24 protein-coding genes, 1 tRNA gene and 1 pseudogene are annotated in these 26020 nt (G+C 70.4%); 14 read left to right on the plus strand and 12 right to left on the minus strand.

Annotated elements, in window-relative coordinates:
- The first annotated feature begins 270 nt into the window (after positions 1-270).
- On the plus strand, positions 271-1107 hold the full coding sequence (locus ACWC5C_RS07880) for an HAD family hydrolase (protein WP_450874585.1): 837 nt from the start codon (positions 271-273) through the stop codon (positions 1105-1107).
- A 341-nt stretch (positions 1108-1448) separates the two neighbouring features.
- Here ACWC5C_RS07880 and ACWC5C_RS07885 read toward each other — a convergent pair whose 3' ends face one another.
- Positions 1449-2270: an oxidoreductase gene (locus tag ACWC5C_RS07885; protein ID WP_450874586.1), complete on the minus strand. Its 822-nt coding sequence runs from the start codon at positions 2268-2270 to the stop codon at positions 1449-1451.
- 102 nt (positions 2271-2372) lie between these two features.
- Here ACWC5C_RS07885 and ACWC5C_RS07890 point away from each other — a divergent pair, with 102 nt between their 5' ends.
- The 7 genes and pseudogenes from ACWC5C_RS07890 to ACWC5C_RS07920 all read left to right on the plus strand — a co-directional run bounded on the left by ACWC5C_RS07890 (position 2373) and on the right by ACWC5C_RS07920 (position 10027).
- On the plus strand, positions 2373-3377 hold the full coding sequence (locus ACWC5C_RS07890) for an ATP-binding protein (RefSeq protein WP_450874587.1): 1005 nt from the start codon (positions 2373-2375) through the stop codon (positions 3375-3377).
- 294 nt (positions 3378-3671) lie between these two features.
- Positions 3672-4562 (plus strand): annotated as a pseudogene (locus ACWC5C_RS07895) (carbonic anhydrase); the annotation flags it as partial.
- Between the two features lie 129 nt (positions 4563-4691).
- Positions 4692-6653 (plus strand): acetate--CoA ligase, encoded by a 1962-nt coding sequence (acs, locus tag ACWC5C_RS07900; RefSeq protein ID WP_450874588.1) that lies wholly within the window; start codon positions 4692-4694, stop codon positions 6651-6653.
- A 178-nt stretch (positions 6654-6831) separates the two neighbouring features.
- Positions 6832-8223, plus strand: a complete 1392-nt coding sequence (gene nhaA / locus ACWC5C_RS07905; RefSeq protein ID WP_450874589.1) for a Na+/H+ antiporter NhaA — start codon at positions 6832-6834, stop codon at positions 8221-8223.
- A 77-nt stretch (positions 8224-8300) separates the two neighbouring features.
- Positions 8301-8762, plus strand: a complete 462-nt coding sequence (locus ACWC5C_RS07910) for a phage holin family protein (protein ID WP_385436239.1) — start codon at positions 8301-8303, stop codon at positions 8760-8762.
- Positions 8759-9685 (plus strand): alpha/beta fold hydrolase, encoded by a 927-nt coding sequence (locus ACWC5C_RS07915; protein ID WP_450874590.1) that lies wholly within the window; start codon positions 8759-8761, stop codon positions 9683-9685. The genes ACWC5C_RS07910 and ACWC5C_RS07915 overlap by 4 nt, the downstream gene beginning before the upstream one ends.
- Before the next feature lie 135 nt (positions 9686-9820).
- Positions 9821-10027, plus strand: a complete 207-nt coding sequence (locus ACWC5C_RS07920) for a hypothetical protein (protein ID WP_450874591.1) — start codon at positions 9821-9823, stop codon at positions 10025-10027.
- Positions 10028-10075: 48 nt separating this feature from the next.
- On the opposite strand, the gene ACWC5C_RS07925 is transcribed toward ACWC5C_RS07920, so the two are convergent.
- The 3 genes from ACWC5C_RS07925 to nth are packed head-to-tail and all read right to left on the minus strand — an operon-like array spanning position 10076 to position 12840.
- A complete protein-coding gene (locus ACWC5C_RS07925) occupies positions 10076-11275 on the minus strand; it encodes a MarP family serine protease (protein ID WP_450874592.1) in 1200 nt (399 codons plus the stop codon).
- A gap of 12 nt (positions 11276-11287) precedes the next feature.
- Positions 11288-11974: an NUDIX hydrolase gene (locus tag ACWC5C_RS07930; protein ID WP_450874593.1), complete on the minus strand. Its 687-nt coding sequence runs from the start codon at positions 11972-11974 to the stop codon at positions 11288-11290.
- Entirely contained in the window at positions 11971-12840 is an 870-nt protein-coding gene (gene nth / locus ACWC5C_RS07935; RefSeq protein ID WP_450874594.1) for an endonuclease III, read from the minus strand. The genes ACWC5C_RS07930 and nth overlap by 4 nt, the downstream gene beginning before the upstream one ends.
- A 225-nt stretch (positions 12841-13065) precedes the next feature.
- On the opposite strand from nth, the gene ACWC5C_RS07940 reads away from it, so the two are divergent.
- On the plus strand, positions 13066-13740 hold the full coding sequence (locus tag ACWC5C_RS07940; RefSeq protein WP_009716739.1) for a Crp/Fnr family transcriptional regulator: 675 nt from the start codon (positions 13066-13068) through the stop codon (positions 13738-13740).
- Positions 13741-13828: 88 nt separating this feature from the next.
- On the opposite strand, the gene ACWC5C_RS07945 is transcribed toward ACWC5C_RS07940, so the two are convergent.
- From ACWC5C_RS07945 to ACWC5C_RS07960, 4 genes are all read right to left on the minus strand, one after another.
- On the minus strand, positions 13829-14659 hold the full coding sequence (locus ACWC5C_RS07945) for an MBL fold metallo-hydrolase (protein ID WP_450874595.1): 831 nt from the start codon (positions 14657-14659) through the stop codon (positions 13829-13831).
- The gene (locus ACWC5C_RS07950; protein WP_450874596.1) at positions 14656-15627 is read right to left on the minus strand and encodes an NUDIX hydrolase; all 972 of its coding nucleotides are present in this window, start codon (positions 15625-15627) and stop codon (positions 14656-14658) included. Before ACWC5C_RS07950 ends, ACWC5C_RS07945 begins: the two co-directional genes overlap by 4 nt.
- A gap of 126 nt (positions 15628-15753) precedes the next feature.
- Positions 15754-16218 (minus strand): RidA family protein, encoded by a 465-nt coding sequence (locus tag ACWC5C_RS07955; protein ID WP_450874597.1) that lies wholly within the window; start codon positions 16216-16218, stop codon positions 15754-15756.
- Positions 16215-16373, minus strand: coding sequence for a DUF4177 domain-containing protein (locus tag ACWC5C_RS07960; RefSeq protein ID WP_003967454.1), 159 nt, complete (start codon positions 16371-16373; stop codon positions 16215-16217). The genes ACWC5C_RS07955 and ACWC5C_RS07960 overlap by 4 nt, the downstream gene beginning before the upstream one ends.
- A gap of 71 nt (positions 16374-16444) precedes the next feature.
- On the opposite strand from ACWC5C_RS07960, the gene ACWC5C_RS07965 reads away from it, so the two are divergent.
- Positions 16445-17422: an ArsA-related P-loop ATPase gene (locus tag ACWC5C_RS07965; protein ID WP_450874598.1), complete on the plus strand. Its 978-nt coding sequence runs from the start codon at positions 16445-16447 to the stop codon at positions 17420-17422.
- Positions 17423-17522: 100 nt separating this feature from the next.
- On the plus strand, positions 17523-18866 hold the full coding sequence (locus tag ACWC5C_RS07970; RefSeq protein WP_450874599.1) for an ArsA family ATPase: 1344 nt from the start codon (positions 17523-17525) through the stop codon (positions 18864-18866).
- 620 nt (positions 18867-19486) lie between these two features.
- On the opposite strand, the gene ACWC5C_RS07975 is transcribed toward ACWC5C_RS07970, so the two are convergent.
- Positions 19487-19822: a WhiB family transcriptional regulator gene (locus ACWC5C_RS07975; protein WP_063730272.1), complete on the minus strand. Its 336-nt coding sequence runs from the start codon at positions 19820-19822 to the stop codon at positions 19487-19489.
- 406 nt (positions 19823-20228) lie between these two features.
- On the opposite strand from ACWC5C_RS07975, the gene ACWC5C_RS07980 reads away from it, so the two are divergent.
- Positions 20229-22469: a transglycosylase domain-containing protein gene (locus ACWC5C_RS07980; protein ID WP_450874600.1), complete on the plus strand. Its 2241-nt coding sequence runs from the start codon at positions 20229-20231 to the stop codon at positions 22467-22469.
- Between the two features lie 89 nt (positions 22470-22558).
- On the opposite strand, the gene ACWC5C_RS07985 is transcribed toward ACWC5C_RS07980, so the two are convergent.
- Entirely contained in the window at positions 22559-23029 is a 471-nt protein-coding gene (locus ACWC5C_RS07985; protein ID WP_385436226.1) for a GatB/YqeY domain-containing protein, read from the minus strand.
- A gap of 77 nt (positions 23030-23106) precedes the next feature.
- On the opposite strand from ACWC5C_RS07985, the gene ACWC5C_RS07990 reads away from it, so the two are divergent.
- Both ACWC5C_RS07990 and ACWC5C_RS07995 read left to right on the plus strand, forming a co-directional pair.
- Positions 23107-24036, plus strand: coding sequence for a metallophosphoesterase (locus ACWC5C_RS07990; RefSeq protein WP_450874601.1), 930 nt, complete (start codon positions 23107-23109; stop codon positions 24034-24036).
- Between the two features lie 86 nt (positions 24037-24122).
- A tRNA-Pro gene (locus ACWC5C_RS07995) sits at positions 24123-24196 on the plus strand.
- A gap of 83 nt (positions 24197-24279) precedes the next feature.
- On the opposite strand, the gene ACWC5C_RS08000 is transcribed toward ACWC5C_RS07995, so the two are convergent.
- Together ACWC5C_RS08000 and ACWC5C_RS08005 are read right to left on the minus strand one after the other, a co-directional pair.
- Positions 24280-25506: a site-specific integrase gene (locus ACWC5C_RS08000; protein ID WP_450874602.1), complete on the minus strand. Its 1227-nt coding sequence runs from the start codon at positions 25504-25506 to the stop codon at positions 24280-24282.
- A gap of 65 nt (positions 25507-25571) precedes the next feature.
- The gene (locus ACWC5C_RS08005) at positions 25572-25784 is read right to left on the minus strand and encodes a helix-turn-helix domain-containing protein (protein ID WP_450874603.1); all 213 of its coding nucleotides are present in this window, start codon (positions 25782-25784) and stop codon (positions 25572-25574) included.
- Between the last annotated feature and the right edge of the window lie 236 nt (positions 25785-26020).

The following is a 26020-nucleotide window of genomic DNA, read 5'->3' on the forward strand; positions in this document are numbered from 1 at the left end:
ACGCACGGTAACCAATCAGGCTGTTGGGGAGCAGGCGTCACCCAGGCCCGGATGAGGGGAGCAAGATCTCGTGAAAGCGCCGGAAAAGCGTCCGGACATGCGACGACCCCCGCCGGGGGGGAGAGCGGGGGTCGTCCCCACGGCCGACTCGGGGGGGGAGGAGTCGGGCCGGGTTAGCACGGTCGCGAACGATCCGTGACTTCCATGGTGTACCCGAGAGCCTTCTCAGGCAAACCCACGCGCCTCAGCTTACGCCGAATGGTGGGCCCTATGCTCAGCGTCGTGGAAAACCACTCCTTGCCCCGGACAGCCGCCTTCTTTGACCTGGACAAGACGGTCATTGCGAAGTCAAGCACGCTCACCTTCAGCAAGTCCTTCTACCGGGGTGGGCTGATCAACCGTCGGGCCGTACTGCGTACTGCTTATGCCCAGTTCGTCTTCCTCGCAGGCCGCGCCGATCACGACCAGATGGAGCGGTTGCGCGAGTACCTCTCAGCACTCTGCCGTGGCTGGAATGTCCAGCAGGTGAAGGAGATCGTCGCGGAGACTCTGCACGATCTGATCGACCCCATCATCTACGACGAGGCGGCTTCCCTCATCGAGGAACACCACGCCGCCGGACGCGATGTGGTGATTGTCAGCACCTCGGGAGCGGAAGTCGTGGAGCCCATCGGCGAGCTGCTGGGCGCGGACCGGGTGGTGGCCACCCGCATGGTCGTCGAGGACGGGGTCTTCACCGGGGAAGTCGAGTACTACGCCTACGGACCGACGAAGGCGGAGGCGATCGCCGAGCTGGCCGAGTCCGAGGGATACGACTTGTCACGCTGCTACGCCTACAGCGACTCGGGGACCGACCTCCCGATGCTGGAGTCGGTCGGCCATCCGCACGCGGTGAACCCGGACCGGGCCCTGCGCCGCGAAGCGGTCGCCCGCGGCTGGCCGGTCCTCTCCTTCGACCGCCCGGTGCGGTTGAAGCAGCGGCTGCCCTCACTCTCCATGCCGCCGCGACCGGTGCTGGCCGCGGTCGCGGCGGTGGGCGCGGCCGCCGCCACCGCCGGGCTGGTGTGGTACGCCAGTCGGCGGCGCACCCCTTATGCCCGCGTTTGACCCCATCGCAAAGATCTGCGTGGAGGGGTTCCACTTGGCTCCGCGCAGGAGTAGAAAGGAATCGACGGCCCGCGAGACCAGGGGTATCCGGGAGGATCTCCCCAGACGCACCAAGGCCCCACGGACCGAGCACGGATGCCGGGCACCCACGCGACGCCGACCCGTCGATTACGGGCCAGCCGCACCAGGTGACGGGCGAAGATCCCGGCCTGATGGGCGAATTCTGTGCACGCACTGGTAACCCGGCGGACGTGCCAGCGGCGGCACCCTCGTGGTGCCGCCGCAACTCTGTCCGGGCCCAGAGCACTCCGGAGTCGAAGCGCTCCGGAGCACGACCGCCCTCAGGCGGCCCCCCGCTGCATCGCCTCGCACACGGCCGTGCTCTCCCGCACACCCAGCTCAACCGCCCGCCCGCAGTGCGCGATCCAGGCCGCCATGCCCTCGGGCGTCCCGGACACATAGCTCTCCAGCCCGGCCACACACACGGCGGCGCCCTGCTCCGCGTGGCCCACCTCCGCCGGACAGATGGATTTCGGGTCGAGTCCGCTGCCGACCAGCACGATCCGCTCGGCCGCACGCGCCACCAGGCCGTTGTAGGACGAGAAGGGCCGCAGCGCGAGCAGTTCACCGTGCACCACCGCCGCCGTCACCAGCGCCGGGGCCTCACTGCCCGCGAGCAGCAGCCGCGCCAAGCCGTCGAGCCGCGCCGCCACCTCGTCGGCATCCGGCGGCTCCGGCCCGACCAGAGGCTCCCGCACCGGTTCGCCCGCCAGCCGGGGCCGTCCGACCCTGTCGTCCTCGTCCGCCCCTCCGGCCGCGACCAGATGCAGCCGGGCCAGCACCCGCAGCGGCGACTGCCGCCAGACGCTCAGCAGCTGACCGGCCTCGGCGGTCACTCGCAGCGCCGCGCCCACCGTGTGCGGCTCCCCGTCGCCCCCGAAGTCGGTGCGGCGGCGGACCTCTTCGAGCGCCCAGTCGGCACCGGCCAGCGCCGCGGAGCCACGCGCCCCGCGCAGCGCCGCCTCGGAGGTGACCTCATTGCTGCGGCGGCGCATCACCCGGTGGCCGTAGACCCGGTCCACCGCCGTCCGTACGGCCTCCACGGACTCGGCCACACCGGGCAGCGCCGCCAGGGTGGCGAGCGGATCTGCTGACGTACTCATGAGTACGACCCTACGCACCCATGGCCCGGTGCCCCTCGTTGGAGTGGTTTTCTTCACGTAAATCCCTCATGGGAGAGGATCACTCACCTACGCTTTCTGAACATGAAGATCGCTTTCGTAGGCAAGGGCGGCAGCGGCAAGACGACGCTGTCGTCGCTGTTCATCCGCCACCTCGCCGCCACCCGCGCCCCGGTCGTCGCGGTCGACGCCGACATCAACCAGCACCTGGGTGCGGCGCTCGGGCTCGACGAGGCGGAGGCCGCCGCGCTGCCCGCCATGGGCGCCCATCTCCCCCTGATCAAGGACTACTTGCGCGGGACCAACCCCCGGATCGCCTCCGCCGAGACCATGATCAAGACAACGCCGCCGGGCGAGGGGTCGCGGCTGCTGCGGATCGGCGAGGACAACCCCGTCTACACGGCGTGCGCCCGGACCGTCCCGCTCGGCGACGGGGAGGTGCGGCTGATGGCGACCGGGCCCTTCACCGAATCCGATCTCGGCGTCGCCTGCTACCACTCCAAGGTCGGCGCGGTCGAGCTGTGTCTCAACCATCTGGTCGATGGACGCGGGGAGTTCGTGGTTGTCGACATGACGGCGGGCAGCGACTCCTTCGCCTCCGGGCTCTTCACCCGCTTCGACATGACGTTCCTGGTCGCCGAGCCCACCCGCAAGGGCATCGCGGTCTACCGCCAGTACAAGGAGTACGCCCGCGACTTCGACGTCGCGCTGCGCGTGGTCGGCAACAAGGTGCAGGGCCCGGACGACCTCGCCTTTCTCCGCGCCGAGGTGGGCGACGACCTGCTGGTCACCGTCGGCCACTCCGACTGGGTCCGGGCGATGGAGAAGGGCCGCGCACCGCGCTTCGCGGAGCTGGAAGGGCCCAACCGCGAGGCGCTGCGCACGCTGCACGACGCGGCGGACGCCTCCTACGAGCGGCGGGACTGGCAGCGCTACACCCGCCAGATGGTGCACTTCCACCTGAAGAACGCGCAGAGCTGGGGGAACGCGAAGACGGGTGCCGACCTGGCGGCACAGGTCGATCCGGCCTTCGCGCTCGACGAGTCCGCCCCGGCCGCGCGGGCGGCGGCCGCTCCCGCTCCCGCCTAGCCACCCGCCCTGGGGCAGTCATCTCACCTGACTATTCACCCCATAGAGGGAACAACAGCCCGCCCCCACCCAAAAGACTTCCCGTCGACTTTACCCGGCATTACCATTCATTTACCAATGCTTGGGAGTCAGCACCGCAGTACGCCGTGACCCACGGCCGCGCCCTGCCGCGACCGCGAAGCCCCGGAGGAGACGGGAATGTTGAAGCTCTTGGACCAGATCGTGCTCGCCGCGATCGCGCTCACCGGGATCGTGCTCGCCGTCCGCGTCTCGCTGCGCCGCCTCCACCGGCCGCGGCGCTCGGCCGCCGAGCCGTCCGCACCGCCCGCCTGCCGTCCGTGGACGCCCTGGCGCGACCACCACTGCACCCGCCCCGCCCCGGCGGCCGCGGACGGCCGCGGGCACGGACAAGGGCAGAGCCACGGAAACGGCGCGGGGCAGCTGCTGGGCGGGGTGAGCGCCTTCCAGCGCAACACCGCGCCGCTGGTGCGCGACGAGCTGGCGCGGCTCGCCCGGGAGGGACAGCGGCCCACCCAGCTGTTCCTCACCTGCGCGGACTCCCGGCTGGTGACCAGCATGATCACCTCCAGCGGCCCCGGCGATCTGTTCACCGTTCGCAACGTCGGCAATCTGGTGCCGCCTCCTGGTGAGGACGCCTCCTGCGACTCGGTGGGCGCGGCCATCGAGTACGCGGTGGAGGTGCTGAGGGTCAGCAGCATCACCGTGTGCGGGCACTCCGGATGCGGGGCGATGCAGGCGCTGCTCGGCTCGGCGGCCGCGCCACCCGGGGCGCAGACGCCGCTGGCGCGCTGGCTTCGCCATGGCAGGCCCGGGCTGGCGCGGATGGAGCGAATCGGGCGGCTGGGGCGCGGCGAGGTCGCGCTGGCCGACCGGCCGGTGGCCGACGATGTGGAGCGGCTGGCGCTGATCAATGTGATGCAGCAATTGGAGCATCTGATGGCGCACGCCTGCGTCGCGCGACGGGTGGCCGAGGGAGGGCTGGTGCTGCACGGGATGTACTTCCATGTGGCAGAGGCTCAGGCGTACGTACTGGAGGCCGGATCGGCCAGATTCCTGGCCATCCGGCCGGAGGACGGCGCGCCGGTGGCCGTCTGCGCAGCGGGTCCGGCCGCCGCCCTGGAGCCCGGGAAAGGGGGAGCCACGGAAGCGCTGGAGGCGATCTGAGCACAGGCCTGAACACAAGACCTGTTACAGGTCTAAACCAATTTACGCTGACAGCGCCTTGTCAGGGCCCACCCAGGGCTGATGAGCTATGGCGGGGACACAACGGACACCCTGGGAATGGGAGATGTCGTGAGCAACGAAAGCCTGGCCAGCCTTCTTCGGGAGGAGCGCCGCTTCGCGCCGCCGGCCGATCTGGCCGCGAACGCCAATGTGACGGCTGAGGCGTACGAGCGTGCGAAGGCGGACCGCCTGGGCTTCTGGGCCGAGCAGGCCCGTCGGCTGACCTGGGCGACCGAGCCGACCGAAACGCTCGACTGGTCGAACCCGCCCTTCGCGAAGTGGTTCGCCGACGGCAAGCTCAACGTGGCGTACAACTGCGTCGACCGCCATGTGGAGAACGGGCTCGGCGACCGGGTCGCCCTCCACTTCGAGGGGGAGCCGGGCGACACCCGTTCCCTGACCTACGCCGAGCTGCAGCGGGAGGTCTCCCAGGCGGCGCACGCACTGACCGAGCTGGGGGTCCAGGCGGGCGACCGGGTCGCCATCTACCTGCCGATGATCACCGAGACCGTCGTCGCGATGCTGGCCTGCGCCCGCATCGGCGCCCCGCACTCCGTGGTCTTCGGCGGCTTCTCGGCCGACGCCCTCGCCACCCGTATCAACGACGCCGACGCCCGCGTGATCATCACCGCCGACGGTGGCTACCGCCGCGGCAAGCCGTCCGCGCTCAAGCCCGCCGTCGACGAGGCCCTGACCCGTCCCGGCACCGAGAGCGTGCGCAGCGTGCTGGTCGTCCGCCGCACCGGCCAGGAGGTGGCCTGGACCGAGGGCCGCGACGTCTGGTGGCACGAGATCGTGGACCGCCAGCCCGAGCAGCACACGCCCGAGGCGTTCGACGCCGAGCACCCGCTGTTCATCCTCTACACCTCCGGCACCACCGGTAAGCCGAAGGGCATCCTCCACACCACCGGCGGCTACCTCACCCAGGTGTCGTACACCCACCACGCCGTCTTCGACCTCAAGCCGGAGTCGGACGTCTTCTGGTGCACCGCCGACGTCGGCTGGGTCACCGGCCACTCGTACATCGTCTACGGGCCGCTCTCCAACGGAGCGACCGAAGTGCTCTACGAGGGCACGCCGGACACCCCGCACCAGGGCCGCTGGTGGGAGATCGTCCAGAAGTACGGGGTCACCATCCTGTACACCGCCCCGACCGCGATCCGCGCGTGCATGAAGTGGGGCGACGACATCCCGGCCAAGTTCGACCTGTCGTCGCTGCGCGTCCTCGGCTCGGTCGGTGAGCCGATCAACCCCGAGGCATGGGTCTGGTACCGCAAGAACATCGGCGCGGACACGACGCCGATCGTCGACACCTGGTGGCAGACCGAGACCGGCGGCATGATGATCAGCCCGCTGCCGGGCGTCACCGCGACGAAGCCCGGTTCGGCCCAGGTGGCGCTTCCCGGCATCGCCGCCACCGTCGTCGACGACGACGCGAACGAGGTGCCGAACGGGGCGGGCGGCTATCTGGTCCTCACCGAGCCGTGGCCGTCGATGCTCCGCACCATCTGGGGCGACGACCAGCGCTACCTGGACACCTACTGGTCCCGCTTCGAGAACCGCTACTTCGCGGGCGACGGCGCCAAGAAGGACGACGACGGCGACATCTGGCTGCTCGGCCGGGTCGACGACGTGATGCTGGTGTCCGGCCACAACATCTCGACGACCGAGGTCGAGTCGTCCCTCGTCTCGCACCCCAAGGTCGCCGAGGCCGCCGTCGTCGGGGCCACCGACCCGCAGACCACCCAGGCGATCTGCGCCTTCGTCATCCTGCGCGGCAGCGCGGCCGAGGAGGAGGGCCTGGTCGAGGAGTTGCGGGCGCATGTCGCCAAGCAGCTCGGCCCGATCGCCAAGCCCAAGCGGATCATGCCGGTGGCCGAGCTGCCCAAGACCCGGTCCGGCAAGATCATGCGCCGCCTGCTGCGCGATGTCGCCGAGAACCGCGCGCTGGGTGACGTCAGCACGCTCACCGACTCCTCCGTCATGGAGCTGATCCAGAGCAAGCTGCCGTCCGCGGCCAGCGAAGACTGACCGGCAAAGGTACCGAGGGGCGCTCCCGCCACGCGGGGGCGCCCCTCGTCCGTTCCGGTTAGGGTGAGTACCTGCCGCGTTAATAACGCGACAAGATGACAAGGGCGCGCCGGGAAGTCTGGTCGGCACACGGCACACGTGTGTCCGCACCCGCCCGACGACCCAGGAGGCCCCGCCCGTGGCCGCGCCCACCAGCCGCAAGTTCCTCGGCCGCCCCTCGCTCCCCGAGCGGACGTTCATCACCGACGCGCTGCGCACCGAGACCGTCGGCGGCATCATCCTTCTCGTCGCCGCGATCGCCGCGCTGATCATGGCGAACACCCCGCTCAGCGGCGTCTACGGCGACATCAAGGACTTCTCCTTCGGTCCCCAGGCGCTGCATCTGCGGCTGTCCGTCGAGTCGTGGGCCACGGACGGCCTGCTCACCATCTTCTTCTTCGTCGCCGGCATCGAGCTGAAGCGCGAGCTGGTCGCGGGTGAGCTGCGCGATCCGAGGGCCGCCGCGCTGCCCGTGGTCGCCGCACTGTGCGGCATGATCGCGCCCGCCCTCGTCTACGTCGTCGTCAACGCGACCGGCGGCGGCAACCTGAAGGGCTGGGCCGTACCGACCGCCACCGACATCGCCTTCGCGCTCGCCGTTCTCGCCGTCATCGGCACCGCGCTGCCCGCCGCCCTGCGCGCGTTCCTGCTCACCCTCGCGGTCGTCGACGACCTCGGCGCGATCCTGATCATCGCGGTCTTCTTCACCAAGCACATCGACTTCATCGCGCTCGGCCTGGCCTTCGCCGGGCTAGCCCTCTTCTATCTGCTGCACCACAAGGGCGTACGCGGCGCGTACATCTACCTCCCGCTCGCCCTGGTGATCTGGGCGCTGATGCACGCGAGCGGGGTGCACGCCACCGTCGCGGGCGTCGCGATGGGGCTGATGCTGCGCTGCACCGTACGGGAGGGCGAGGACCGTTCCCCCGCCGAGCGCGTCGAGCACCGGGTGCGCCCGCTGTCGGCCGGGCTCGCCGTGCCGGTGTTCGCCCTCTTCGCCGCCGGTGTCCCGGTGACCGGCGACGCCGTCGCGGACGTCTTCACCCGTCCCGAGACGCTCGGCGTCGTCCTCGGCCTGGTGGTGGGCAAGGCCGTGGGGGTCTTCGGCGGTTCGTGGTGCGCCGCCCGGTTCACCAGGGCCGAGCTGAACGAGGACCTGGAGTGGGCCGATGTGTTCGCCGTCGCGACCCTCGCCGGAATCGGCTTCACCGTTTCCCTCCTCATCGGCGAACTGGCCTTCCCCGGCGACCCGGCGCTCGCCGAGGAGGTCAAGTCGGCGGTCCTCATCGGCTCGCTGTGCGCCGCGCTGCTCGCGGGCGTCCTCCTCAAGCTGCGCAACAACCGCTACCAGCGGCTGTACCAGGACGAGGAGCGGGACGAGGACATGGACGGCATCCCCGACGTCTATGAACTCGACACCCCCGAATACCACCTCCGCATGGCCGCCATCCACGAGGCGAAAGCCGCGGAGCACCGGCGGCTTGCCGAAGTGGCCGCCGGGGACCACTCCGGTGACGATGGTCCGGCATGATCTGAGACGCCATGATCTGAGAGGCTTGAAAACCCGAAAGACGACCGGAAGACGTACAAGAGCAGAGGGAGATGGCGATGAGCGCAGCCGACGACGGCGGCAACCGCAGCCTCGGCCAGCTGGTGGCGACGGCGACCACCGAGCTGTCCGCGCTGGTGCACGACGAGATCGCGCTGGCCAAGGCCGAGCTCCGGGTGGGCGCCAAGAAGGCGGCGGTCGGCAGCGGCGCCGGTGTGGCGGCCGGGGTGCTGATCCTGTTCTCGCTTCCGGTGCTGAGTTTCGCCCTCGCCTACGGGATGCGTTCCTGGACCGGTCTCGGCCTCGCCTGGTGCTTCCTGATCGTGGGCGGCATCTACTGGCTGATCGCCGGAATCCTGGGCCTGCTCGCGCTGCTGAAGTTCAAGAAGGTCAAGGCGCCGAAGCGGTCCATGGCCTCGTCCAAGGAGACGGCGGCGGTCCTCGGGAACGTCAAGCCGCATCCGCGGGCAGCGGGGAACGGCGGCCGCTCCGTACGGGATGTGACACGCTCGTCGGCATGACCGTCCCTGATATCTCCGCTTCGGTCGTTCGGCTGGACGGCCCCTGGACCCACCGGGACGTCGCGGCCAACGGCGCACGCTTCCACATCGCCGAGATGGGCGACGGCCCGCTGGTGCTGCTGCTCCACGGGTTTCCGCAGTTCTGGTGGACCTGGCGGCACCAGCTGACCGCGCTCGCCGACGCGGGCTACCGGGCGGTCGCGATGGACCTGCGCGGAGTGGGCGGCAGCGACCGTACGCCGCGGGGGTACGACCCCGCCAACCTCGCCCTCGACGTCACCGGGGTGATCCGCTCGCTCGGTGAGCCGGACGCCGCCCTGGTCGGCCATGACCTGGGCGGATATCTGGCGTGGACGGCCGCGGTCATGCGGCCGAAGCTGGTGCGGCGGCTCGCGGTGGCCTCCATGCCGCATCCGCGCCGCTGGCGTTCGGCGATGCTCGGGGACGTCAGGCAGAGCGCCGCCGGCTCCCATATCTGGGGCTTCCAGCGGCCGTGGCTGCCCGAGCGCCAGCTCGTCGCGGACGAGGGGGCGGCTGTGGGGCGGCTGATCCGGGACTGGTCCGGGCCGCGGCTGCCCGAGGACGAGGCGGTGGACGTCTACCGGCGGGCGATGATCATCCCCTCGACGGCCCACTGCTCGATCGAGCCGTACCGCTGGATGGTGCGGTCGCTGGGGCGTCCGGACGGTTTCCAGTTCAACCGCCGGATGAAGCGTCCGGTGCGGGTGCCGACCCTGCATCTGCACGGGTCACTCGACCCGGTGATGCGCACCCGCAGCGCGGCGGGGTCGGGGCAGTACGTGGAGGCGCCGTACCGCTGGCGGCTCTTCGACGGCCTCGGACACTTTCCGCACGAGGAGGACCCAAACGCCTTCTCCACGGAACTGATCAACTGGCTCAAGGACCCGGAACCGGACCGCTGAGCCGACGCCGCACCGGGCCGCTCAGCCGGTCGCGTACGAACAGATGTTTTTCGAACAGCCACTTGCCCGGCGCATAGGCCAATTGCCGCAGTCACCGGCGATTACCGACCTTGGGCCACGGGCAAAGTGCGGAGTATGGGCTGGACGCACGACTACCGTGACGCACCAAGCGGCCGCGGCCCCGAAGCCGCCGCTGCTGCCAATGCCGCACTGAGCGTTTCCGAGCGCGGCGGCTCCGGGCCTATCCAAGGCCAAGACCCCAATATCGTCGGGATTCCCCGCATCATCCGGCGCCGTGCCCGCTGGGTCTCGGCGCGGCTGCGCCATCCACGCAGCCGGTAGGCGAGCACCCGCACACCTACCGGCGTCGCACTCCCCTCCCCGGAGGGGCTAGAGGGCACATCCCTGGCTGTCCACCGGCTGGTCGGCCGTACGCCCCTGCTCGGCGTCCTTGCGCACCTCGTCCGCCGTCAGCGCGTACCCGGTGTCCGCGTCGTCGAGCGACTTGGCGAAGACCACGCCGGACACCCGGCCTTCCGGGGTGAGCAGCGGTCCGCCGGAGTTGCCCTGGCGGACGGTCGCGTACAGCGAGTACACATCGCGCTGCACGGTGCCACGGTGGTAGATGTCCGGGCCGTTGGCCGTGATGCGGCCGCGGACGCGGGCCGCGCGCACGTCGAACGCGCCGTTCTCCGGGAACCCGGCCACGATCGCGTCGTCGCCGGTGCCCGCGTCTCCCCGCGTGAACTGGAGCGCGGGGGCCTGCAGCGCGGGCACGTCGAGGACCGCGATGTCGCGCTTCCAGTCGTAGAGCACGACCTTCGCGTCGTACAGCCGTCCCTCGCCGCCTATCTGGACGGTCGGGTCGTCGACCCCGCCGACCACATGGGCGTTGGTCATGACCCGGTTCTCCGCGTAGACGAAGCCGGTGCCCTCCAGGACCTTGCCGCAGCTCGGGGCGGTGCCGACGACCTTCACGATGCTCTTCTGGGCCTGCGTGGCCACCGGGGACTGCGCGAGCGCCGGATCGGGCTGCGGCACCGAGGTGATCGGCTCGTTCGAGAACGGCGAGAAGACCTGCGGGAAGCCGCCCTGCGCGAGCACCGTGGAGAAGTCGGAGAACCAGGTGTTGGCCTGCTCCGGGACCACGCGCGAGACCCCGAACATCACCTTGGACTCGCGGACCTCCTTGCTCACCGTGGGGAGCGAGGTCCCCGCCACGAGGGAGCCGAGCAGCCAGGCGACCAGCAGCATGGCCAGGACGTTCACCATCGCGCCGCCGGTCGCGTCCAGGGCGCGCGCGGGTGACCAGGTGATGTACCGGCGGAGCTTGTTTCCCAGGTGAGTGGTGGCCGCCTGACCGACCGAGGCGCACACGATCACCAGCACGATCGCCACGATGGCACCGAACGTGCCGGGCGATGCCCGGTCGGTGGTGCCGTCCCAGATGACCGGCAGCAGATAGACCGCGACCAGGCCACCGCCGATGAATCCGATCACCGACAGCACGCCGACGACGAAGCCCTGGCGATAGCCGATGATCGCGAACCATACGGCGGCGAGCAGCAGCAGGATGTCCAGCACATTCACCGGGACACCGTCTCACGCGCGCCAGTCGAGTGGGACGTGGTTCGCGCGGTCCCATGGTCGTTCCCAGCCCGCGTAATGCAGTATGCGATCGATCACACCGGCTGTGAAACCCCAGACCAGAGCCCCTCCGACCAGGAACGCGGGCCCCCGGTGGCCACTGGGGTGAACCGTCGTCGCCCGATTCGCCGGATCCGTGAGATCCGCCACGGGAACCGTGAAGACCCGGGCCGTCTCGGCAGGGTCCACCGGCCCGACCGGGCTCGGCCGCCGCCACCAGCCCAGGACGGGCGTCACGACGAAGCCGCTCACCGGGATGTAGAGGCGCGGCAGGACGGCGAAGACCTGGACACCCGAGGGGTCGAGCCCCGTCTCCTCCTCGGCCTCGCGCAGCGCCGCACGCAGCGGACCCTCCCCGTCCGGATCGCCGTCCTCCGGGTCGAGCGCGCCACCGGGGAAGGACGGCTGGCCCGCGTGCGAGCGCAGCGACCCGGACCGCTCCATCAGCAGCAGCTCGGGCCCGCCGGGGCCCTCCCCGAAGAGCACCAGCACGGCGGAGGGGCGGCCTCCGCCCTGCGGCGGCGGCAGGAACCGGCTCAGCTGGTGCGGCTCGATCGTCTCGGCCGCCCGCGCCACCGGGAGCAGCCACTCGGGCAACCCCTGGGAACTGACCCCCACGCCTCCGCCGTACGTGCTCGTCATCCGGCCGCTCCCAGCGGGGCGGCCGGGGGCCCCGGGTAGTCGGCGGGCGGGCGCAGCCGCTGCCCCGGCTGGCCGCCCATCTCGTACTTCAGCAGCTTCTTCGCCTTGTCCGGGTCGGTCTCGCCCTCCCCGTACGCCGGGCAGAGCGGGGCGATCGGGCAGGCGCCGCAGGCGGGCTTGCGGGCGTGGCAGACGCGGCGGCCGTGGAAGATGACGCGGTGCGAGAGCATCGTCCACTCGCTCTTCGGGAAGAGCGCGGCGATCTCCGCCTCGACCTTCTCCGGGTCCTCCTGCTCGGTCCACTTCCAGCGCCGCACCAGCCGCCCGAAGTGGGTGTCCACGGTGAGCCCCGGCACCCCGAACGCGTTGCCGAGGACCACGTTGGCCGTCTTGCGGCCGACGCCGGGCAGCGTGACCAGGTCCTTCAGGCGGCCCGGCACCTCGCCGTCGAAGCGGTCGCGCAGCGCGGCCGAGAGGCCCAGCAGGGACTTGGCCTTGGCGCGGAAGAAGCCGGTGGGCCGGATCAGCTGCTCCAGCGCCTCGGGGTCGGCGGCCGCCATGTCCTCGGGGGTCGGGTAGGCGGCGAAGAGCGCGGGGGTGGTCTGGTTGACCCGCAGGTCGGTGGTCTGGGCGGACAGGACCGTGGCGACCAGGAGCTGGAACGAGTTCTCGAAATCCAGCTCGGGGTGGGCATACGGGTAGACGTCGGCCAGCTCGCGGTTGATGCGCCGGGCGCGGCGCACGAGCGCGAGCTGGGACTCCGGCCGGGAGGGCTTCGCGGGCTTGGTGACTTTGGGTGCCTTCGCCGCTTTCGTCGGCTCGGCAGGCCCCTGTTCGCCCACAGCGGAATTACGAGATGCGGTCACCCGTTCAGCCCCCTTGCCCCGTGCTCTCACCGGCGTATTGGACACCCGGCCAGCCTAAGCCCAGCCACCGACATCCGGCCGGGCTACCGATCAGACCCCGCCCAATCGGACCCCTGCCGCACGGTCCGGCAGGCCAGTGCGTCAAACTTGTGATTGATCGCACTGTTTTACCGTCCGGCATCATGGGGACGACGGTCCCCTGTGCATGTCGACAAGGAGAGACTCGTGGACGACGTTCTGCGGCGCGCCCCGCTCTTCGCGGCGCTCGATGACGAGCAGGCCGCTGAGCTGCGCGCCTCCATGGGAGAGGCCACCCTCGCGCGGGGTGACGCCCTCTTCCACGAAGGGGACCCGGGCGACCGCCTGTACGTGGTCACCGAGGGCAAGGTGAAGCTCCACCGCACCTCTCCCGACGGCCGCGAGAACATGCTGGCCGTGCTGGGCCCAGGCGAGCTGATCGGTGAGCTGTCGCTCTTCGACCCCGGCCCGCGCACAGCCACCGCCAGCGCCCTCACCGAGGTCAAGCTGCTCGGCCTCGGCCACGGCGACCTCCAGCCGTGGCTCAACGCCCGCCCCGAGGTCGCGTCCGCGCTGCTGCGCGCCGTGGCCCGGCGCCTGCGCAAGACCAACGACCAGATGTCCGACCTCGTCTTCTCCGACGTGCCCGGCCGGGTCGCCCGCGCCCTGCTCGACCTGTCGCGCCGCTTCGGCGTGCAGTCCGAGGAGGGCATCCACGTCGTCCACGACCTGACCCAGGAGGAGCTGGCCCAGCTGGTCGGCGCCTCCCGCGAGACCGTCAACAAGGCGCTCGCCGACTTCGCGGGCCGCGGCTGGCTGCGGCTGGAGGCACGCGCCGTGATCCTGCTGGACGTCGAGCGGCTGGCCAAGCGGTCCCGCTGACGCACAGCGCGTACAGCCCGTAAAAAGCGCGAAGGGCCCCGGCCGGGGATTCCGGCCGGGGCCCTTCGCGCGTCTTCGCGCGCCGCGCTCAGATCAGCCCGTGCTCGCGCAGATAGTCCAGCTGGGCGCGTACCGACAGCTCGGCAGCGGGCCACAGCGAGCGGTCCACGTCCACGTACACCTGCGCCACGACCTCCGCAGCCGTCCGGTGGCCGCTCTCGACGGCCGTCTCCACCTGCGCGAGGCGGTTGGCCCGGTGCGCCAGGTAGTACTCCACCGCGCCCCGAGCGTCGTTCAGCACCGGCCCGTGGCCCGGCAGCACCGTGCCGACGCCGTCGTCCACCGCGAGCGACCGCAGCCGCCGCAGCGAGTCCAGGTAGTCGCCGAGCCGCCCGTCCGGGTGCGCGACGACCGTCGTACCGCGCCCCAGCACCGTGTCGCCCGTCAGGACGGCGGAGTCGGCCGGGAGGTGGAAGGACAGCGAGTCGGCGGTGTGGCCGGGCGTGGGCACCACCCGCAGCTCCAGCCCGCCGGTGGTGATGACGTCGCCCTGCTCCAGCCCCTCGTCGCCCAGCCGCAGCTCCGGGTCCAGCGCCCGGACCCGCGTCCCGGTCAGCTCGGCGAAGCGGACCGCGCCCTCCGCGTGGTCGGGGTGGCCGTGGGTCAGCAGCGTCAGCCCGATCCGCTTCCCGGCCCGCTCCGCCGTCGCGATCACGTTCCGGAGGTGGCCGTCGTCCAGCGGGCCGGGGTCGATGACGACGGCGAGGTCGGAGTCCGGCTCGGCGACGATCCAGGTGTTGGTGCCGTCCAGCGTCATGGGCGACGGATTCGGCGCGAGGACGCACACGGCGCGGTCGGTCGCCGGGCCGCCGATCGCGCCGCCGCGCGGCTGACCGGGCAGGGATGCCGCGTACGTCATGCCGTGGACTCCCCCGCAGCGCCCGGGATGTGCTTGGTGAACTCGTCGTGGCCCGGCCAGCTCAGCACCAGCTCGTCGCCGTCCAGCCGGGCCTGGGCGAGCACCGGGGTGAGGTCCTGGTCCGGGGCGGCCACCAGCGCGTCGTGGACCGTGCCGTGCGGCCGCAGCTGCCGCAGCGTCGCGATGGTCGGCGGCATCATCAGCAGCTCGCCCCGGTCGTAGCCGTCGGCCGCGTCCCCGGGGTGGATCCAGACGGTACGGTCCGCCTCCGTGGAGGCGTTGCGCGTACGCTGCCCCCGCGGCAGCGCAGCCACAAAGAACCAGGTGTCGTAGCGGCGCGGCTCGAACTCCGGGGTGATCCAGCGCGCCCAGCCGCCGAGCAGGTCCGAGCGGAGCACCAGGCCGCGCCGGTCGAGGAATTCGGCGAACGACAGGTCCCGGGCGACCAGCGACAGCCGGTCCGTCTCCCAGTCGTCGCCCGTGGTGTCCGCGACGACCGTGTGCGGGGTCGGGCCCGCGAGGAGCACGCCGGCCTCCTCGAAGGTCTCCCGGACCGCCGCGCACACGATGGCCTGCGCATGCGTCGCGTCGCTCTCGTCGAGGCCCAGCCGCCGCGCCCACTGGGCGCGCGAGGGCCCGGCCCAGGCGACCATCCGCTCGTCGCGCGGGTCCACCGAGCCACCCGGATAGGCGTACGCGCCTCCGGCGAAGGCCATGGAGGCGCGTCTGCGCAGCATGTACACGGCGAGTCCGGCGGCCTGGCCGCCCCGCTCGCCGTCCGTCGCGCCCTGTTCCCCGTTCGCCCCGTGATCCCCCTCCTGCCCGCCCGGCACGCCGTCCGGTCCGTCCCGCAGCAGCAGCACGGTGGCGGCCCGGCGCGGCGTCACCGGCGTCAGCTCACCGGCGGACAACAACCGGATGCGCTCTGGCCACTCGGGTGGATACCACTGGCCATTCGTAGTGGACATGGCCGGATGCTATGCGTTTGCGGGCGGATGTTCGAGGGGCCCTGGCCGGGGCCCGGGCCGCGCAAGGGCCCCTGACGGGCCGTACAGGGCCGGACCGCGGGCGAGCGGGCCCGGGCCACGGATGGGCTAGTCCGCGACCTCGACCTGGATCTCCACCTCGACGGGCGCGTCCAGCGGCAGCACCGCCACGCCGACCGCGCTGCGCGCGTGCACGCCCGCGTCGCCCAGCGCCTCGCCCAGCAGCTCGCTGGCGCCGTTGACGACGCCCGGCTGCCCGGTGAAGTCCGGGGCCGAGGCGACGAAGCCGACGACCTTCACGACCCGCACGACCTTGTCCAGGTCGCCGACCACCGACTTCACGGCGGCCAGCGCGTTCAGCGCGCAGATGCGCGCCAGCTCCTTGGCCTCCTCCGGGGTCACCTCGGCGCCGACCTTGCCGGTCACGCCCAGCTTCCCGTCGACCAGCGGCAGCTGGCCCGCGGTGTAGACGTACGGCCCGGTACGGATCGCCGGGACGTAACTGGCGAGCGGCGCCGCGACCCCCGGCAGCGTCAGGCCGAGCCCGGCGAGCTTGTCCTCGACGGCGCTCACGCCTTCTCCCGCTTCAGGTAGGCCACCAGCTGCTCGGGGTTGTTCGGCCCGGGAACTACCTGGACCAGCTCCCAGCCGTCCTCGCCCCAGGTGTCCAGAATCTGCTTCGTGGCGTGTACGAGCAGCGGCACGGTCGCGTATTCCCACTTCGTCATGCAGCCGACTGTAATGCCTCACTCCTGGGGCCTGGTGCGTAGCCCGTGGGGGGACTGGTTAGGCTCCCAATGTGAGCAGGCTCCATGTCGTCAGTGGCAAGGGCGGAACCGGCAAGACCACGGTCGCCGCCGCACTCGCGCTGGCCCTCGCGGCCGATGGCAGGCGCACGCTGCTGGTCGAGGTCGAAGGCCGCCAGGGCATCGCACAGCTCTTCGAAACGGAACCGCTTCCCTATGAGGAACGCAAAATCGCGACCGCGCCGGGCGGCGGCGAAGTCCACGCCCTCGCGATCGATCCGGAGTTCGCACTCCTGGACTATCTCCACATGTTCTACAAGCTGGGCTCGGCGGGGCGCGCCCTGAAGAAGCTCGGCGCGATCGACTTCGCGACCACCATCGCGCCGGGGCTGCGGGACGTCCTGCTGACCGGCAAGGCGTGCGAGGCGGTGCGCCGCAAGGGCAAGGACGGCCGCTTCGTCTACGACTCCGTGATCATGGACGCCCCGCCGACCGGCCGGATCACCCGCTTCCTGAACGTCAACCACGAGGTGGCGGGGCTGGCCAGGACCGGCCCGATACACAACCAGGCCCAGGCCGTGATGCGCGTCCTGAAGTCGCCCCAGACGGCCGTCCACATGGTGACGCTGCTGGAGGAGATGCCGGTCCAGGAGACCGCGGACGGCATCGCGGAGCTGCGCTCGGACGGCCTTCCGACGGGCGCGGTCATCGTCAACATGGTGCGGCCCGCGATCCTCGACCACGAGGCCGTCGACGACGCCGCCAACGGCCGTCGCGCGGCCGTCGCCAAGGCGCTCTCGCAGGCCGGGCTGGGCGGCGCGCGCCGAGGTGGCCTCGCCGAGCGGCTGGTCGACCCGCTGCTGGAGCAGGCGCGCGAGCACGCCGAGCGCGTCGCCCTGGAGCGGGCACAGCGGTCCGAGCTGGGCGGTCTCGACCTGCCGCTGCACGAGCTGGAGCTGCTGACGGACGGCGTCGACCTGGCCGGGCTGTACCGGCTGGCGGGCGATCTGCGCAAGCAGTGGCCGTCGTGAGCGGCACCGCGGTCGTGAGCGGCACGGGCACGGCGCGCGGCACCGGCCGCGCGCCCCGTACGGGCGACACCAACGGCACGAGCCGTACGCAGGAGGCGGCATGAGCATGGACGTGGCACCCCGGCTGGAGACCGACGCGCTGCTGGACGACCCGCAGACCCGCATCGTGGTGTGCTGCGGCTCCGGCGGCGTCGGCAAGACCACCACGGCCGCCGCGCTGGGCGTACGGGCCGCCGAGCGCGGCCGGAAGGTCGTCGTCCTCACCATCGACCCGGCCCGCAGGCTCGCGCAGTCCATGGGCATCGACGCGCTCGACAACGTCCCGAGGCGGGTGGCGGGCGTCGGGGACGAGGCGGGCGGCGAACTGCACGCCATGATGCTGGACATGAAGCGGACCTTCGACGAGTTCGTCGAGGCGCACGCCGACCCCGAGCGCGCCCGCGCGATCCTGGCGAACCCCTTCTACCAGTCGCTCTCGGCCGGTTTCGCGGGCACGCAGGAGTACATGGCCATGGAGAAGCTCGGCCAGCTGCGGGCCCGCGAGGAATGGGACCTGATCATCGTCGACACGCCGCCGAGCCGGTCGGCGCTGGACTTCCTGGACGCCCCCAAGCGGCTCGGTTCGTTCCTGGACGGGAAGTTCATCCGGGTGCTGATGGCCCCGGCGAAGGTCGGTGGCCGGGCCGGGATGAAGTTCCTCAACGTGGGCGTATCGATGATGACGGGCACGGTCAGCAAGGTCCTCGGCGGGCAGCTGATGCGCGATGTGCAAACGTTCGCGGCTGCGATGGACACCATGTTCGGCGGGTTCCGCACTCGCGCCGAGGCCACCTACCGGCTGCTGCAGGCGCCCGGTACGGCCTTCCTGGTGGTGGCCGCCCCGGAGCGGGACGCGCTGCGGGAGGCCGCCTACTTCGTCGAGCGGCTGGCCGCGGATCAGATGCCGCTGGCCGGTCTCGTACTGAACCGGGTGCACGGCAGCGGCGCCGAACAACTGTCGGCGGAACGGGCCCTGGCTGCGGCGGAGACGCTGATCCTGAAGAGCGCCGCCGCTGCGGATCCGCCGGGGGAGGGTAGCGTTCCGGCCAACCCCGGCGAGGGCGCGGAAAATCTTGGTGCCGACGGATTTGTCGATCCCGACTCAGGGAATGCTCAAGCCCGGAACGCCTCAGCGGCGGACAATTCCACGGCAGCGGACCCCGACGTCTCCCCCACGTCGGCGGAGCGGCTGGCTGCGGGACTGCTCCGGCTGCACGCGGAGCGTATGCAGGTGCTCGGACGCGAGCAGCGCACACACGACCGCTTCACGGCGTTGCACCCCGAGGTTCCCGTGGCCCAAGTGGCCGCGCTCCCTGGAGACGTACACGACCTGGCAGGACTGCGGGCCATCGGCGACCGCCTCGCGGCGGTTCCGGCGGACCAGTCCGAGCGCACGGCAGGCTGACGCCCAGCCCTGGCGACAGGCAGGCAGAAGGCGGCGGGCAGGCTGACGCCTACCCAAGTGCCCCTGGGGCGCGTACACATGGCGCCGCGTACCGATGTACGCGTACGCGCGCGCCCCAAGCCGTGGCGTACCCACGCAAGGGTGCCCACGCACAGGTGCCCACGTACAGGTGCCCACGCACAGGTGCTCCCGGCACGGCTACGCCGCGCGGCTGACACGGCCGTCATGACGCGTACGTACACGCAAGGCGCGCACGCCGCGCAGGCCCATGGCGGGCCGACGTCACGGCCGGGACGGGCCAGGACGGTGCAGCGTCACAGCGTCCGCCGCGGATCCCCAATCGTCCGCACCGTCGCGCTCCGCCCTATCCGTCCGTGCACGTCGTCGTCCGTGGCGTGGCGGGCTGCCCCAAGGTCCGCAGGCCCCCAGCCCGTGAACCACCTTGCCCGGCCACGACCGGCCGCGACCACAGTCGCGGCCGTACTCGTGTCGTGCACCCTTCCTCGTCCCGTCGTAGATGAGAGAACAAGCCCGTGACGAGGGGTGGGTGAGATGAAGTTGTGGTGATGCGATGCGACCTCGTCGCGCACCGGCCTGTCGGCCGACCGCTGTCCGACGCGCTATCCGACGGCAGCGAAGCGCTCGTACTCTTCGTCATCGAAGGGCAGAATGCCCGCGCCGCGCTCGTACTCGGTGCGTGCCGTCTCCAGCAGCCTTCGCCAGGAGGTCACCGTCGGGCGGCGGCGCAGCAACGCCCGCCGCTCCCGCTCGGTCATCCCTCCCCACACACCGAACTCGACACGGTTGTCCAAGGCATCCGCAAGGCACTCGGTGCGCACCGGGCATCCGGTGCAGACCGCTTTGGCCCTGTTCTGTGCCGCGCCCTGGACGAACAGTTCATCTGGATCAGTAGTGCGGCAGGCGGCCTGCGCACTCCAGTCGGTTACCCAGCCCATGCTGGCGCCGTCCTCTCCCGAATCGGAGCTCCCCCACGGCGACAAACGGCATATTCACCGTCGCCAGTTGAGGACGTTACGGAAGGCGAGCAAGCCGCAACACCCCCTGCAGGCCCAATCTTGGATGGCCCGAACGGACTATGGGTACGCGGCAGATCACCCAACGGAGTGAGCTGACGACATTTGCGATTACTGGTGCAAAGCAGGGCAGTTCACGCAGCGAACACCGGGCAGCTCGGGACACGGGGCCACAATCCGGGCACGCCTCAACACTCACTCGAGTGGGGCCGGGGATGTGGTGCGATCTCGTGCGATGTGACACAGCAGTACATGCGTGGCTGGCGTGAAACAGCGTATGCGAACACGCGGTCCCCTGTCCGGCGATTCGCCACGTAGGCTGCCTCTTATGGGTTACACGCGCTCGGGCGGAGGGCTGTCCACCGCTCAACAGGCCGCCAAGTTCCTCGGCGTCAGTGCGCTGGCCGGCGCCGTGATGGCCGGGCTCGCGCTTCCCGCTGTCGGGGCGTTCGGCCTCACCGCCAAGGAAACGGTCCAGGAATTCGACGATATTCCGGCCAATCTCAAAACGCCCCCGCTCAGCGAGCGGACCACCATCCTGGACGCGAAGGGCGGCGAGATCGCGAAGGTCTACTCGCGTGACCGCACCATCGTGAAGCTGGGCGACGTCTCCCCGTACATGCGCAAGGCGATCGTCGCGATCGAGGACGCGCGCTTTTACCAGCACGGGGCGGTCGACCTCAAGGGCATCCTGCGCGCCGCCAACAGGAACGCGCAGAGCGGCGGCGTCTCACAGGGCGCTTCCACCCTCACCCAGCAGTACGTGAAGAACGTCTTCGTCGAGGAGGCGGGCAACAGCAAGGAGAAGTTCGCCGAGGCCACCCAGCAGTCGATAGGCCGCAAGATCAAGGAACTGAAGTACGCGATCCAGGTCGAGAAGGAACTCGGCAAGCGCCGGATCCTGGAGAACTACCTCAACATCACGTACTTCGGGCAGCAGGCCTACGGCATCGAGGCCGCCTCCCAGCGCTACTTCAGCACGTCCGCCAAGAACCTGAAGGTGGAGCAGGCCGCGCTGCTGGCCGGTCTCGTCCAGTCGCCGAGCCGCTACGACCCGGTCACCAACCCGGAGACCGCGAAGACCCGCCGCGACACCGTGCTGCAGCGCATGGCCGACATGAAGGACATCACCGCGGCCCAGGCCGCCGCGGCCAAGAAGAAGCCGCTCGGCCTCGACGTCAGCATGCCCCGCAGCGGCTGCATCACGGCCGTCAAGGGCGCCGGGTTCTACTGCGACTACGTCCGCCAGATCTTCCTCAACGACCCGGTCTTCGGGAAGACGTCGGCGGCGCGCGCCAAGCGCTGGAACCAGGGCGGCCTGACGATCCGTACGACGCTGGACCCGCAGGCGCAGGAATCGGTCCAGAAGTCGATCAAGTCGCACGTCTACCAGTCCGACAAGGCCGCCACCGCCGTCTCGCTCGTCGAGCCGGGCACCGGCAAGGTCCTGGGCATGGGCCAGTCCAAGCCGTACGGCTTCGGCAAGGACCAGACGCAGATCAACCTCTCCGCGGACCACAACATGGGCGGCTCGAACTACGGCTTCCAGGTGGGGTCCACGTTCAAGCCGATCACCGCCGCGGCCGCCCTGGAGCGGGGCACGAAGCCGTACAAGAGCTACTCCTCGCCGTACAAGATGGAGTACCCGAGCCCGGTCAGCACCTGCAAGGGCACCTGGACCAACGGCGAGGGCGCGACCGTCGAGAACGAGAACGAGTCGGAGCGCGGCCCGTACGGGATGAAGGAGGCGACCGCGAAGTCGGTCAACACCTACTTCGTCCAGATGATCAGCGACATCGGCGTCTGCCCGGTCACCGAGCTGGCCGACAAGATGGGCGTGGAGCGGGCCGACGGCAAGGAGCACCACCAGGTGCCCTCGCTCACCCTCGGTACCGAGGGCTTCTCCCCGCTGACCATGGCCAACGCGTACGCGACGTTCGCCAACCGCGGCGTCTACTGCTCCCCGGTCTTCATCGACTCGATCACCGGCCCCGGCGGCAAGAAGCTGAAGGTGCCGCAGTCGAAGTGCTCGCGCGCGATGTCCGAGAAGACCGCGGACACGATCAACACCCTGCTGCGCGGTGTGGTCGAGGACGGCACCGGCAAGCAGGCCGGTCTGCAGAGCCGCCCGAGCGCCGGTAAGACGGGTACGACGGACGAGCGGAAGGCCGCGTGGTTCGTCGGCTACACCCCGAACCTCGCGGGCGCGGTGTGGGTCGGCGGCGGCCCCGGCGCCAGCGGCCTCAAGATGGAGAACATCACCATCGGCGGTGTCCCCCACGACAAGGTGTACGGCGGTGACACCCCCGGCCCCATCTGGAAGGACGCGATGAGCGGCGCGCTGAACGGCAAGGACGCGCCGGACTTCGTCAGCGTGCCGATCAAGGACCCCAACGCGCGCAAGCCCTCCCCGCCCAAGAAGCCGGGCCGCGAGAAGCCCGGCCGTGAGAAGCCCGGGAACGGCGGCGGCCGGGACAACCCGTGGCCGGACATCTCCCTCCCGCCGGGCGTGATCGGCGGCAACGGGAACGGCGGCAATGGGAACGGCGGCTTCGAGTGGCCGCGGTAGCGGTCGCTGCGGCTGGCTGAACAGCCTACTGAGCGCGGGAGGGGCCCGGACGAGAGATCGTCCGGGCCCCTCCTTCTTCGTCGTACGCGCTACCCGCCCGCGAGCTGGCGCTTCACCGCGGCGGCGACCCGGCCGCCCTCCGCCCGGCCCGCGATCTTCGGGTTCACGATCTTCATCACCGCGCCCATCGCCCGCGGCCCCTCGGCGCCGCCCGCGACGGCCTCCCGTACCGCCTCCGCGACCAGCGCGTTCAGCTCGTCGTCCGTCAGCGGCTGCGGCAGATACCCGGCGAGCACCTCGCCCTCGGCCCGCTCCCGCTCCGCCTGCTCCGCCCGGCCGCCCTTGTCGAAGGCCTCGGCCGCCTCGCGGCGCTTCTTCGCCTCGCGCGCGATGATCTTCTCCACGTCGGCGTCGGACAGCTCCCGGGCGCTCTCGCCCGCGACCTCTTCCTTCGAGATCGCGGTGATGGTGAGCCGGAGCGTGGACGAGCGCAGCTCATCGCGCGCCTTGATCGCTGCGGTGAGATCGTCGTGCAGCCTGGACTTGAGCGTGGTGGTCATGGCGTCGAGTCTGCCAGCACTGGCCGGGAATCACCCGAAGATTTCTCCCCCGGCGGCGTTCTGCGACCATGGAGACCATGCGCGCGCGATACGGAGTACCTCTGGGAATCACGGCGGTCGGCGCAGCCGGTCTCGCCTACGCCGTCGGCTTCGAAGTGCGGTCCTTCAGGCTCCGCCGCATCACCGTGCCCGTGCTGCCGCGCGGCATGCGGCCGCTGCGCGTCCTGCAGGTCTCCGACATCCACATGGTGAGCGGGCAGCGCAAGAAGCAGCGCTGGCTCCAGTCGCTCGCCGGTCTGCGCCCCGACTTCGTCGTGAACACCGGCGACAACCTCTCCGACCCGGAAGGCGTCCCGGAGGTCCTCGACGCGCTGGGCCCGCTGATGGAGTTCCCCGGCGCGTACGTCTTCGGCTCCAACGACTACTACGGACCGAAGCTGCGCAACCCCGCCCGCTATCTGCTGGAAAAGGCCAGCGGCCGCCACGGTCTGAACGGCAACGCCCCGGCCGTCGGTGCCGTCCACAACCCGTGGACGGAGCTGCGCGACGCCTTCGACGCGGCCGGCTGGGTCGGCCTCTCGAACACCCGCGGGCGGCTCAAGCTGGACGATGTGGAGATCGCCCTCACCGGCCTCGACGACCCCCACATCAAGCGCGACCGCTACGCCGAGGTCACCGGCGGCCCGGAATCCGGCGCGGACCTCTCCCTCGCCGTGGTCCACGCCCCGTACCTCCGCGTCCTCGACGCCTTCACGGCCGACCGCTACCCCCTGATCCTCGCGGGCCACACCCACGGCGGACAGCTGTGCATCCCCTTCTACGGCGCCCTGGTCACCAACTGCGACCTGGACACCCGCCGGGTCAAGGGCCTCTCCACCCACGAGGCCGGGGGCCACACCTCCTACCTCCACGTCTCCGCCGGCTGCGGCACCAACCGCTACACCCCCGTCCGCTTCGCCTGCCCCCCGGAAGCCACCCTCCTCACCCTCACCCCCCAAACCCCCTGACCCCCTCCGGGGGCCCCGACCTGCGAGGCCCCCGGAACCGGATTTCGTGTCTGGCCACAGGTCCGCTAAAGTAGAGCTCGTTGCTTCGGGGTGTAGCGCAGCTTGGCAGCGCGCTTCGTTCGGGACGAAGAGGTCGTGGGTTCAAATCCCGCCACCCCGACACAGGTCAGAGGGCCTATCCGCTTCTCGCGGGTAGGCCCTCTGAGTGCTTTGGGGGCCAAACAGGGGGCCAAGCGCTTTTGGTCAGGCGCTGATGGCGCCCTCTCCCGGGTCGCGCGCCTCGTCCTCCTCCTGGTCCTCAGCGAAGATCACATCCATCGCTTCGGCACCCTTAGTGATCACGGGCCGCAACTGCTTTCGGTAGACGACCTCTGTGGTGGTCTGGCTGCTGTGTCCGACCAGCAGCGCGATGGTCTCCAGTGGGACGCCATGGTCGGAGAGCAGGGACACGAAGCTGGTCCGCGTCTCCCTGGTCGTCCACTCGTGCGGCTTCAGGTCGATGCCCGGCATCTTGGCCGCTTTGGCGATGATGGCGCGGAAGTCGCGCCGGACGTTGGCCGCATCGATCGGCTCGCCGCTCCGGGTCGTGAAGACGAGGCCGGTCGGGCTCCACTCCTTCCCCTTCGAAGCGCGCTCCTGCTTCTGCCATCGCATGTGCTCTTCGAGCACTTCGACCACCATCTTCGGCAGAGCGATGGTCCTGCGGCTCTTCCTGGTTTTGGTCTCGCCGTGCTTCCGAACCGAGCGCCACACCGCGACATGCGGCGGGATGCCATCCTTCGTGTCCAGGAAGACGTGATCCCAGGTGAGGGGCCGTGCCTCCTCTGTGCGTACGCCGCTGAGGAACGAGAGCACGAGGTAGGCGTACAGCCTCGACGGTCGGGCAGCGACAAGTACGGCCCTCGCTTGCTCAAGATTTAGTGCCTTGCTCGGGCGACCGGGGCGCCCCTCCGGAGCGGTGACGAGCATGGCAACGTTCCGTGCCGCCTTGTCTCGGCGCTGTGCATGCTCGATGGAACGCCGCAGGATCGCGAGCAGATCGCGGAGGCTGCGCGTAGCAAGGAACTCGGACCGGTCGTCCAGCCAGTCGTCGACGTCGTCCGCGCTCAGATCCTTCAGTTTCGCCTTGCCGATGAACGGGATCAGGTGCTTGTCCGCCACCGAGCGGTTCTTGCCGATGGTCTGCTTCTCGTCGCGTCCCTTAAGGCCGCGCGCCAACCAGTCGTTCACCGCGTCGGCCACGGTGTAGTTGGCAGGCGCCTTGACGCCTGACTGCACCTCCTTCTTCAAGTCCCGGATCTTCTGCCGAACTTCGGTCTTCGTCTTTCCGTAGACCTTCGGGCGGCGGCGCTTGCCGTTCGGGGCGTACCCCAGGGAGACAGCGCCCACATAGCGGTTCTTCTTCTCGTCCCAGTAGATCGTGTCTTCACCGTGGCCAGCCCTGCGGGCGCGCTTCGGCGTCTCGGTCATGCTGTTGTGTGCCTCTCCATGGAGAGGGCCGCGCCGTTCTGGCGCGGCCCATCGAGCTGGAGTCATCAGGCGGCGGACGCCTCAGCCTTGAGCAGTTCGACGTACTCATCGATGTACTCGGTGGGCACGAGGCGGCGGCGGCCGATACGAACGGTGCGAAGTCGTCCCAGACGGATCTGCTCGTACGCAGTGGATCGCTTGATGTCGAGGATTTCGGCAGCGGCTTCAACCCGGAAAAGGCGCCGCTGCGGTGTGGATGCATCAGGGGCTGTTGCCATGCGGCGACCTCTCCTGGATGGCGCGTCGGGTGCCCCCGGGCCCCCTCTACCGCAAGTCCGCTACGGGGCGGGTGCGTGAGGCGATTTCGGGGGCCTCTCGGGGGCGTGCGTCTGTCCGAAGCGCGGTATTCTGCGTCATGGCGTCACGCACGTCATTTGTGGCTCTGACCTGCTGTTGTGCAATGACGCGGGCAGCTTGGGGCGTGTCACATCGCGGGGTGGGGCTCTGTCACCCG

This window comes from Streptomyces sp. NPDC001700 (assembly GCF_053596435.1).

What these genes read in the sequence shown, in the direction of transcription:
- ACWC5C_RS07880 (WP_450874585.1), top strand. Translation starts at nt 271, where the DNA reads ATGCTCAGCGTCGTGGAAAACCACTCCTTGCCCCGGACAGCCGCCTTC.
- ACWC5C_RS07885 (WP_450874586.1), bottom strand. Translation starts at nt 2,270, where the DNA reads ATGAGTACGTCAGCAGATCCGCTCGCCACCCTGGCGGCGCTGCCCGGT.
- ACWC5C_RS07890 (WP_450874587.1), top strand. Translation starts at nt 2,373, where the DNA reads ATGAAGATCGCTTTCGTAGGCAAGGGCGGCAGCGGCAAGACGACGCTG.
- ACWC5C_RS07910 (WP_385436239.1), top strand. Translation starts at nt 8,301, where the DNA reads ATGAGCGCAGCCGACGACGGCGGCAACCGCAGCCTCGGCCAGCTGGTG.
- ACWC5C_RS07915 (WP_450874590.1), top strand. Translation starts at nt 8,759, where the DNA reads ATGACCGTCCCTGATATCTCCGCTTCGGTCGTTCGGCTGGACGGCCCC.
- ACWC5C_RS07920 (WP_450874591.1), top strand. Translation starts at nt 9,821, where the DNA reads ATGGGCTGGACGCACGACTACCGTGACGCACCAAGCGGCCGCGGCCCC.
- ACWC5C_RS07930 (WP_450874593.1), bottom strand. Translation starts at nt 11,974, where the DNA reads ATGACGAGCACGTACGGCGGAGGCGTGGGGGTCAGTTCCCAGGGGTTG.
- ACWC5C_RS07945 (WP_450874595.1), bottom strand. Translation starts at nt 14,659, where the DNA reads ATGACGTACGCGGCATCCCTGCCCGGTCAGCCGCGCGGCGGCGCGATC.
- ACWC5C_RS07950 (WP_450874596.1), bottom strand. Translation starts at nt 15,627, where the DNA reads ATGTCCACTACGAATGGCCAGTGGTATCCACCCGAGTGGCCAGAGCGC.
- ACWC5C_RS07960 (WP_003967454.1), bottom strand. Translation starts at nt 16,373, where the DNA reads ATGACGAAGTGGGAATACGCGACCGTGCCGCTGCTCGTACACGCCACG.
- ACWC5C_RS07970 (WP_450874599.1), top strand. Translation starts at nt 17,523, where the DNA reads ATGAGCATGGACGTGGCACCCCGGCTGGAGACCGACGCGCTGCTGGAC.
- ACWC5C_RS07975 (WP_063730272.1), bottom strand. Translation starts at nt 19,822, where the DNA reads ATGGGCTGGGTAACCGACTGGAGTGCGCAGGCCGCCTGCCGCACTACT.
- ACWC5C_RS07980 (WP_450874600.1), top strand. Translation starts at nt 20,229, where the DNA reads ATGGGTTACACGCGCTCGGGCGGAGGGCTGTCCACCGCTCAACAGGCC.
- ACWC5C_RS07985 (WP_385436226.1), bottom strand. Translation starts at nt 23,029, where the DNA reads ATGACCACCACGCTCAAGTCCAGGCTGCACGACGATCTCACCGCAGCG.
- ACWC5C_RS07990 (WP_450874601.1), top strand. Translation starts at nt 23,107, where the DNA reads ATGCGCGCGCGATACGGAGTACCTCTGGGAATCACGGCGGTCGGCGCA.
- ACWC5C_RS08000 (WP_450874602.1), bottom strand. Translation starts at nt 25,506, where the DNA reads ATGACCGAGACGCCGAAGCGCGCCCGCAGGGCTGGCCACGGTGAAGAC.
- ACWC5C_RS08005 (WP_450874603.1), bottom strand. Translation starts at nt 25,784, where the DNA reads ATGGCAACAGCCCCTGATGCATCCACACCGCAGCGGCGCCTTTTCCGG.